Origin of the sequence: Lysinibacillus alkalisoli (assembly GCF_014643595.1) — a bacterium.
Lineage (GTDB): Bacteria > Bacillota > Bacilli > Bacillales_A > Planococcaceae > Metalysinibacillus > Metalysinibacillus alkalisoli.
Map to the genome: position 1 here is coordinate 66,195 of NZ_BMJT01000012.1, position 8,758 is coordinate 74,952.

Annotated in this window: 10 protein-coding genes; 5 read left to right on the top strand and 5 right to left on the bottom strand. The window is 36.5% G+C overall.

Annotated features, from left to right (window positions below):
• Positions 1-34: 34 nt before the first annotated feature.
• Positions 35-406, bottom strand: coding sequence for a VOC family protein (locus IEW44_RS14415; protein WP_188615761.1), 372 nt, complete (start codon positions 404-406; stop codon positions 35-37).
• A 9-nt stretch (positions 407-415) separates the two neighbouring features.
• On the bottom strand, positions 416-1,399 hold the full coding sequence (locus IEW44_RS14420; RefSeq protein WP_188615762.1) for a metal-dependent hydrolase: 984 nt from the start codon (positions 1,397-1,399) through the stop codon (positions 416-418).
• A gap of 91 nt (positions 1,400-1,490) precedes the next feature.
• Between IEW44_RS14420 and mutY the strand changes: the two genes are divergently transcribed.
• A complete protein-coding gene (gene mutY, locus IEW44_RS14425) occupies positions 1,491-2,492 on the top strand; it encodes an A/G-specific adenine glycosylase (protein WP_188615763.1) in 1,002 nt (333 codons plus the stop codon).
• 95 nt (positions 2,493-2,587) lie between these two features.
• On the top strand, positions 2,588-3,142 hold the full coding sequence (gene ntdP / locus IEW44_RS14430; protein ID WP_188615764.1) for a nucleoside tri-diphosphate phosphatase: 555 nt from the start codon (positions 2,588-2,590) through the stop codon (positions 3,140-3,142).
• 49 nt (positions 3,143-3,191) lie between these two features.
• Here ntdP and IEW44_RS14435 read toward each other — a convergent pair whose 3' ends face one another.
• A complete protein-coding gene (locus IEW44_RS14435) occupies positions 3,192-4,283 on the bottom strand; it encodes an FUSC family protein (RefSeq protein ID WP_188615765.1) in 1,092 nt (363 codons plus the stop codon).
• A 308-nt stretch (positions 4,284-4,591) separates the two neighbouring features.
• Entirely contained in the window at positions 4,592-5,878 is a 1,287-nt protein-coding gene (locus tag IEW44_RS14440; protein WP_188615766.1) for a glutamate-1-semialdehyde 2,1-aminomutase, read from the bottom strand.
• A 115-nt stretch (positions 5,879-5,993) separates the two neighbouring features.
• Between IEW44_RS14440 and bcp the strand changes: the two genes are divergently transcribed.
• Together bcp and perR are read left to right on the top strand one after the other, a co-directional pair.
• Positions 5,994-6,461: a thioredoxin-dependent thiol peroxidase gene (gene bcp / locus IEW44_RS14445; RefSeq protein WP_188615767.1), complete on the top strand. Its 468-nt coding sequence runs from the start codon at positions 5,994-5,996 to the stop codon at positions 6,459-6,461.
• A 118-nt stretch (positions 6,462-6,579) separates the two neighbouring features.
• Positions 6,580-7,026: a peroxide-responsive transcriptional repressor PerR gene (gene perR, locus IEW44_RS14450; RefSeq protein ID WP_188615768.1), complete on the top strand. Its 447-nt coding sequence runs from the start codon at positions 6,580-6,582 to the stop codon at positions 7,024-7,026.
• Between the two features lie 44 nt (positions 7,027-7,070).
• Here perR and IEW44_RS14455 read toward each other — a convergent pair whose 3' ends face one another.
• Positions 7,071-7,430, bottom strand: a complete 360-nt coding sequence (locus tag IEW44_RS14455) for a YgzB family protein (protein WP_188615769.1) — start codon at positions 7,428-7,430, stop codon at positions 7,071-7,073.
• 137 nt (positions 7,431-7,567) lie between these two features.
• Between IEW44_RS14455 and IEW44_RS14460 the strand changes: the two genes are divergently transcribed.
• A complete protein-coding gene (locus tag IEW44_RS14460; RefSeq protein WP_188615770.1) occupies positions 7,568-8,449 on the top strand; it encodes a nucleotidyltransferase-like protein in 882 nt (293 codons plus the stop codon).
• The last annotated feature ends 309 nt before the right edge of the window (positions 8,450-8,758 follow it).

Below are 8,758 nucleotides of genomic sequence, written 5' to 3' on the forward strand. Positions count from 1 at the left end.
AAGGAATCGCGCTTATAAGCAACGATTCCTTTTTTTATATAGTGGCAAATAAACTAATTAAATTACCATCGACGTCTTGCACAATGGCATAGTATTGTTGCCATGGTGCTAACCAAGGTGCTTTGACAATTTTATGTCCTGCTTCATGCAAAATATTGCAATAATGGTCAACTTGTTGAGCAGTATCGCAAAGGAAAGCTAATTCAATGCGTTCACCTTTAAGTTGTGGTGCAAAGCCATATACTTGTGTAATCATATGCTGAGTATTCAATGAGAGGCGAACACCATCATTGTGTAATTCTACATACTCACCGTAATGCTCACGGACAGTAAAATCAAGTAATGTGTAAAAAGCAATTGCTTTAGTCATATCTTTTACAATAATGCCGACCATATCAAGTTTCATATTGCACCTCTAACTTGCCCCGATTTGTAATTTTTTTTGTAACTTATCCTCGCTAAAAATCCAACCTGTATACGAAGTAACAACATGATTATCATCATCTACATGTGCAACTGCTACAAACGGATAGCGATTATTACTGCGGTAACGTAAATCAATGAGTCGTAATTCTGTTAGTCCGTTATTTAATTCACTAATTTCCCAACGATAGAGTGGTGAAAAAGAAGTGAAGGACTGTAAATTAGTATCTTGTAAAGCAGCCTCTGTTAATGGTGTTTTTGGGATGGAGTGGATTTTAAATTTGTCATATATCGTAATAGAACGCCCATAAGCACGACCTACATAATAATGCGTGTCAGAAGCTGCTGCCACACGCCACTCGAAAAATCGCATAGTAGGTGCTACAATAACATAATTCTCATCTTGAATGGTAGCATGCACAGCGTGTTTAACAGCACTTTGCACAGCAAAACGTAGCACATAATAGCCAATAATCACGAGATACATTAGGCTAAAGGTAAGGACAGGATTTGCGCCAAATGCCCATAGGAGAAGCCCTATACAATGCAAGCCAAAAATGATAGGGTCAAAGGTATTAATGACGCCGAGTGCTACCCATTTTTTAGAGAAGGGGCGTAAAGCCTGCGTGCCATACGCATTAAAAATATCAACAAAGACATGTAAAAATACAGCTAAAAATGTCCAAAGCCATAAATGCCATATGTTAGCATCTGATATGATTAATGACAGAACAATTGTAATGAGTATTGGCCAAAGCATCACAGCAGGTATAGAATGTGTAATACCACGGTGGTGGCGAATATAGACGGCATTATTGCGTAATTTTAAAACGGTGTCGATATCAGGTGCTTGAGAGCCTATAATCATACCAGCCATCACAGCTGTAAAAGTAGCTGGCTCACTTGCCACAACGGGATCGACCAATGCTAAACCTCCTAGGGCTATGCCCATAACGAGGTGTGTTCCTGAATCCATAAAAACAACTCCTTACGTATTTAAGAGCCAGTCTAACCTTATTGTATACCCTTTTATAGGAATTTTAAATTAAATTGCAATGGAGGAAATTATGAATTATCCATATCGTGACCAATTTGCGTCAGCACTTGTCACATGGTTTGAACGTGAACAACGTGATTTACCTTGGCGCAAAACAAAAGACCCTTATAAAATATGGGTATCTGAAGTAATGTTACAACAAACAAGAGTAGATACAGTTATCCCATACTACGAACGTTTTATGAAAAGTTTCCCTACTGTGCAAGCTCTTGCAGATGCTGATGAAGAAGTTGTCCTCAAGCACTGGGAAGGGCTAGGTTATTATTCACGCGCACGCAATTTACAATCTGCTGTACGTGAAGTCCACGAGACGTACGGTGGCATTGTGCCTAATACACGAGAAGAGATGAGCACGTTAAAAGGGGTAGGCCCTTATACAGCAGGAGCTGTATTAAGTATTGCTTATGGTGTACCAGAGCATGCTGTTGATGGGAATGTAATGCGTGTTTTAAGTAGAGTACTAAATTGTGAGGAGGATATTGCTAAACCAAAGATAAAACCTATTTTTGAAAAAGCTGTGATGTTTTTAATTGATCATAATAACCCATCTTATTTTAATCAAGGCTTAATGGAATTAGGGGCTTTAGTATGTACAAAAGGAAAGCCACATTGTTTGTTGTGCCCTGTACAGGCATACTGTTTAGCTTATCAAGAGGGCAAGCCAGAAGACTTACCTGTTAAAACGAAGAAAGTAAAAAATAAACCATTACATTATGCAGTAGTTGTGCATAGAGATGGTGATAAGGTTTATGTAGAGCAACGGCCATCGACAGGGCTGCTTTCTAATATGTGGCAGTTTCCGATGTATGATAACTTTATTGGGGAGCCTATTATGCAGTTTAAGCATGTATTCTCACATTTAACCTGGCATATTAAAGCCTATTACGTAACAACACCACCACAATCAGAGGGCGGTTCATTTAAAACATTACAAGAAATTGAGCAATTACCTATGCCTGTTCCAATGTTGAAAATTTTAGATTTTATTAAAATAGAAATGGAGAATTTGTAAGAAATCAAACTTCTCCCTACACCTTTTTACAGATGGTTGTTATAATTAACTGTGAAGTATATAAAAAGTTTGGCAACTGAAAAGGTGGGCGTTTTATGGCAATGCCAATAGAAGGAGAAATCGTTCAGATTCATAGCTATAAACATAACGGTCATATCCATCGTGTCTGGCAAGAAACAATGGTGCTAAAAGGGACGAAAAACATTGTAATTGGCGCGAATGAACGCACAATAGTAACAGAATCGGACGGTAGAACATGGCTGACAAGAGAACCTTCTATTTGCTATTTCCATGCTGAACATTGGTTTAATGTCATTTGTATGTTACGAGAGGATGGCGTGTATTATTATTGTAATTTAAGCTCGCCCTTCGTCTTTGATAATGACACCATAAAGTATATCGATTATGATTTGGATATTAAAGTATTCCCTGATATGACATACACATTGCTCGATGAAGATGAGTATGAGCAACATAAAAGAGAAATGGCATATCCAGAAGTGATCGATCAAATTTTAAAACGCAATGTTGAAAAGCTGATTAGTTGGATTCAGCAAAGAAGAGGGCCTTTTGCGTCAGACTTTATTGACGTTTGGACGAGCCGCTATCGTCTACAACGTGAAATTAAAGATAATAATGCATCGCAGTAACATGAAAGAGCCACGCTTGATCAAGCGTGGCTCTTTTTCGTGCTAATCATTAATAAACTTCTTCCTCAAATTCAATATTCAACTCTTCGCTATGATAGTTCAAATAGGACACAATCAAAGTATCCAGATGCTCTAAATTTTCTTCATAATCTAAAATACGCGATAAAATATAGAGCAAATGATAGCTTGAAAACTCTGTATCCTCTTCTTCTTCGTAAGCGAGAGAAATTTGTTTGATAAAAATATCCATCAGCTCAGTACGCTGGATATAATCTACTTTGTCATCCCACTCTGTGTGATCGACTTTTAGCTTCCCTGTGTATTTTAATAGTAGTTGTTCATGGTACGTTAATAAGAAGTCAAGCCGTTCTTGAATCATTAAGTGAAATTGGTCAGGCAGTTGAGCAATTTCATTTTCGTGTTTGTGTAGCCGTTGAAGTAGTTCTAGACTCTTTTTAGACGTTGTAATCATTTGACGATAGACAACTAGTTTACGCGCTTTGACAAATTTTTTATGCCCAAAATAACTACGTTCCTCTTTATAGAAGCCATATAAAATTTCAACTCTACTCATGCGTGTATTAAATTTACTGAGAGCCGCCTTTGCTGAAGCGTGTTCAGATGCTTGACGAATAGCTAACCTAGTCCAACGGATAATATCGTCTTGTAAAAAATATATTTTTTTAAACAGTTTTGTTTCGTAACGAGGGGGCAAAAATACGAGGTTAACAATGAATGCCGCAAGTACACCGACTAAAATGGTGGCAAAACGAATCAATGCAAATGTTAAAAAATCCTCATGCTGTACTTCCATAATAGCCACTACAGTGACAAGTGCTAAAGATAGCGATTTTTCAAGTCCCAGTTTTAACATAATACTAATTGTAATAATAACGGCAATGCCAATGGCTACAATTTGATGCCCAAAGACTAGTCCAAATATGACAGCAACTGAGGCACCAATTAAATTCGCTTGAAATTGCTCAATAATCGTTAAATATGAGCGGTAAATGGAAGGTTGAATCGCAAAGATAGCAGCAATTCCTGCAAAAATAGGTGCAGGCAAATGAAAGAGTTCTGCTAAAAATAGGGCAAACACAATAGCAACGCCCGTTTTAAGTACACGAGCCCCTAATTTCATATAATGTTAATCCTTTCTGTAAATCCTTTTAGTGTAAATGTACATGAAAAGAAAAACGTTAGCAACTATTGCGACATAAGCTGGAGTAGTTCGTGATTTGAGTATAAAAATAGATGAGAATAGAATGGAGAAATATACAGAGGAATGGAAAATATAGACAGTTTAATAGCTAACTTATAACAAAGCGAGTAATAAAAGAAAAAATGATAGATGGCAAACATATACTGAAATACTACGTTAGCAAAATTTCACATGTCATAAAACAAGAAAAGTGGTAAAGGGAGAACAAGCCCTTACCACTTATCGTATTATAGCTGAGCAAACGCAAAATCAACAGCTTGTAATGTAGTATTAATATCTTCTTCTGTGTGTGCAATGGTTAAAAACCAAGCTTCATAACGTGAAGGTGCTAAATTAACACCTTGTGACAGCATAAGTTTAAAGAAACGACCGAAGATTTCACCATCAGAATTTTCAGCTTGCTCATAGTTTTCAACTTTTTCGTTTGTAAAGTATACAGCTAATGCACCTTTTACGCGGTTAGTGCTAATGGTTACGTTATGTTTTTGAGCTAATGTATTGATACCATCTTCTAATAATTGACCAAGACGGTCCATTTCTTCATAGATACCAGGTGTTTGCAATACTTCTAAACAAGCGATGCCTGCTTGCATAGAAGCAGGGTTACCAGCCATAGTGCCTGCTTGATAAGCCGGGCCTAGTGGTGCTACAGTTTCCATGATGTCTTTACGACCACCATAAGCCCCGATTGGTAAGCCACCACCAATTACTTTACCTAATGCAGTTAGATCAGGTGTTAAGCCTAATAATGTATGTGCTGCACCGTAATGGAAACGGAATGCAGTGATTACTTCATCATGGATTGTCAAAGCGCCATACTCTTTCGCCAGTTTGTGAACATATTCTAAGAAACCTTGATTAGGTTCAACAATACCGAAGTTACCTACGATTGGCTCAATTAAAATCGCCGCAACTTCATGTCCCCATTTTTCCATTGCCTTTTTAAACGCATCAGGATTGTTAAATGGTATAGTGATGACTTCTTCAGCAGTTTCTTTTGTGACACCAGCTGAATCAGGTGTACCAAGAGTCGCTGGGCCAGAGCCAGCTGCGACAAGGACTAAATCAAAGTGTCCGTGATAACAACCAGCAAATTTCATTACTTTAGTGCGACCAGTATAAGCACGTGCTACACGAATGGTTGTCATAACAGCCTCGGTACCAGAGTTATTAAAACGTACTTTATCCATAGAGGGGATGGCTTCTTTTAACATTTTAGCAAATGTAACCTCATGAGTTGTTGCCGTACCGAATAAAGTGCCTGTCACGGCGGCATTAGTAATAGCTTTAGCGATATGTGGGTGCGCATGACCTGTCACGATAGGCCCGTACGCAGCTAAATAGTCAATATAACGATTGCCATCTATATCATAAAAGTAAGCACCTTCACCACGTTCCATAGCTACAGGTGCGCCACCACCAACAGCTCGGTATGAGCGCGACGGACTATTCACCCCTCCAACAATATGTTGTTGAGCTTCTTCGTATAATGCTTCAGAATTTGTATATTTCACAGTAAGTGCCTCCTATTATCTTTTTATACATACCTATTGTAGACTTAATAAAATGAATACGCCAATTGTTTTACAAGACAAAGGTGTATAAAAGTGCCCTAGGAGGTAATAAGGAATGATTAAAGAAAACCAAGTAGCCCCTAATTTTACGCTATGTGACCAAGAAGGTAATAAGGTTAGATTAAGTGATTTTAAAGGACAAAATGTTGTATTGTACTTTTATCCAAAAGATATGACGCCAGGTTGCACAACGCAAGCTTGTAACTTCCGTGATGATTTTAGTGAATATGAGCAATTGGATGCTGTTATTTTAGGTGTTAGTGCTGATGACGAAGAGAGGCATCAGAAATTTATCGCTAAACATGATTTGCCATTCTCATTATTAGTTGATGATGAGCATACGGTCTCTGAACTTTATGGTGTATGGGTTTTAAAGAAAATGTTTGGTAAAGAATTTTATGGAATCCAACGTGCTACTTTTCTAATTGATAAAGAAGGCAATGTTGCTAAGGTGTGGTCAAAAGTAAAGGTAAAGGAACATAGTGCAGAAGTAAAAGAGGCTTTAGGCGCTTTAAAAGCATAATAATGCATGTTTGTTGCGCTTTTTGTAGCAAAAAGTTGACAGTAGTTGAAGCTGTCGGCTAAACTATATTATAACAATTATAAAGTAGTAATTGCTATGAAAAGAGAGGTGTTTGGCGATGTCAGAATTACACTTAAGTGAAGCTTTAGAAACATTGAAAGAAGCAGGTATTCGTATCACGCCACAGCGCCATGCAATTTTAGAATATATGATAGCTTATATGTCACACCCAACGGCAGATGAGATTTACAAAGCCTTAGAAGATAAATTCCCTAATATGAGTGTGGCAACAGTATATAATAATTTGCGTGTATTTAAAGATGCTGGGTTAGTAAAAGAATTAAACTATGGTGATGCATCAAGCCGCTTTGACTTTGTTACCCATGAGCACTACCATATTATTTGTGAAGATTGTGGAAAGATTGTTGATTTCCAATATCCAGGGCTTGACGAAATTGAACATTGTGCATCTCAAGTGACGGGCTTTCAAGTGAGTTCACACCGTTTAGAATTATACGGGGTATGCCCGGAATGTGTAGCTAAAGCACAAAAAATTTCAAGTTAATAAAAAATAAGCGTAGCGAAATCATAAATTTCACTACGCTTATTTTATTTATCTTCAGCTTTGCGTTTATTGTTATACGATTGGTCAAACTCTTTACCTTCTAAAGTAGGGTCTAATGTTAATGGCTCATTACAATACATACACATATCGACACGACCTAACACTTTGGTATATTTTCCACAGTTAGGACAGACAACTTGTACAGCTTTAGTGGATAGTAAACCGATCCATAAGTAGGTAGCTGTACTAGCAACGATACATAATAAACCTAATGTCATAAAAATTGCAACTAACCAAATATTTTCTCTGAAGAAAATCGCACCGTACATAACAACAAAACCAATAAAGATTAACGATAACGCAAAACTTCGTATTTTATTTATTTTACTTTTGTATTTTTTCAAACGAATAGACCTCCAATCCACCCCCTACTATACCACAATCAATCCAAACTTTTCATGATAATACGCGTAAAAAAGGAGGGCTTTTTTGACAAATGTCGAAGTATGTACATACTACTTTACTTTGAGGGGCGGATAGTATGGAGCAATTATTAAGACCAATTTATCAAGAGAGAGCAAGTAAACAAAAGACACTAGGTATTATTCAATTTGAACAACGCGAAAATGAGAGTAGCATCACAGACACGTTTGATTGGGTGTTATTGATTATTGTAAAACAATCTAAAACACCTGTTTTTACAAAACATTATATTTTAGGCGAACAGAAAGTAGCCATGCACATTGTTACAGAGAAGATGTTACATAAATGGTTGCAAACAGGTTCTAATCGTAAAGTCATTCATTGGGTGTTGTTTGGTAAAATTATGTTTGAAAGAGATGATTATTTACAGAAGCTACGTTTAGATATGCAAACCTTCCCTTATGATGGTCGAAAAATGAAAACAGGTATTCAGTTTGCCAAACTCATACGACGTTATAAAGAAGGCAAGGAGCAATACGCCAAAGATAATTATCTTGATGCCTATATTCATGTATTATCAGCGATCCATCATTTAGGGCGATTATCGGTAATTGATAGCGGTTTATATCCAGAAGTATCGCTCTGGTCTCAAGTGCGAGAAATAGAGCCCGCTATTTATAAATTGTATGAAGAACTCGTATTTAGTGAAGAAACCTTGGAAAAGCGATTAGAATTACTATTTTTAGCAAGTGAATTTTTCATTCACTCTCGCACTGAGGATGGTGCACAACATATATTATCCATACTTACTGAGCAAGAATACTGGAAAATACAAGATTTACATGATCATCATGAACTAAGTTATTACTCTAAGGACTTAGAAGTTTTCGTTGAGTATTTAGTTGAACATCAATATGTTTTAATTGAACCTTTCATTTCTAAAAATGGAGACGTTATGCATCGTTACTATAAAATAAACCCAGAAAAGAAGGTAAAGTAACAACTAAGAGCATTTGCTCTTAGTTTTATTTATTTGATATATAAATAGGAAGTGATATAGGTGTTTTATATATTCGTTAAAAAATATATGAAAAATATATAAATAGTGTTGACCAATATAAAAAAGTGCGATATTATATTACTTGTCCTTAACAAGACAGCAACACACAAAACAAAACATAAAAACCTGTTGACAATAACTCAGCAAGTTGTTATGATATAAAAGTCGCTGAAACAAACAGCACAATGACCTTTGAAAACTGAACAAGCAAAACGTTAATCAATAAAACGTTTCATGAAAATGAAACAA

What these genes read in the sequence shown, in the direction of transcription:
- IEW44_RS14415 (WP_188615761.1), bottom strand. Translation starts at nt 406, where the DNA reads ATGAAACTTGATATGGTCGGCATTATTGTAAAAGATATGACTAAAGCA.
- IEW44_RS14420 (WP_188615762.1), bottom strand. Translation starts at nt 1,399, where the DNA reads ATGGATTCAGGAACACACCTCGTTATGGGCATAGCCCTAGGAGGTTTA.
- mutY (WP_188615763.1), top strand. Translation starts at nt 1,491, where the DNA reads ATGAATTATCCATATCGTGACCAATTTGCGTCAGCACTTGTCACATGG.
- ntdP (WP_188615764.1), top strand. Translation starts at nt 2,588, where the DNA reads ATGGCAATGCCAATAGAAGGAGAAATCGTTCAGATTCATAGCTATAAA.
- IEW44_RS14435 (WP_188615765.1), bottom strand. Translation starts at nt 4,283, where the DNA reads ATGAAATTAGGGGCTCGTGTACTTAAAACGGGCGTTGCTATTGTGTTT.
- bcp (WP_188615767.1), top strand. Translation starts at nt 5,994, where the DNA reads ATGATTAAAGAAAACCAAGTAGCCCCTAATTTTACGCTATGTGACCAA.
- perR (WP_188615768.1), top strand. Translation starts at nt 6,580, where the DNA reads ATGTCAGAATTACACTTAAGTGAAGCTTTAGAAACATTGAAAGAAGCA.
- IEW44_RS14460 (WP_188615770.1), top strand. Translation starts at nt 7,568, where the DNA reads ATGGAGCAATTATTAAGACCAATTTATCAAGAGAGAGCAAGTAAACAA.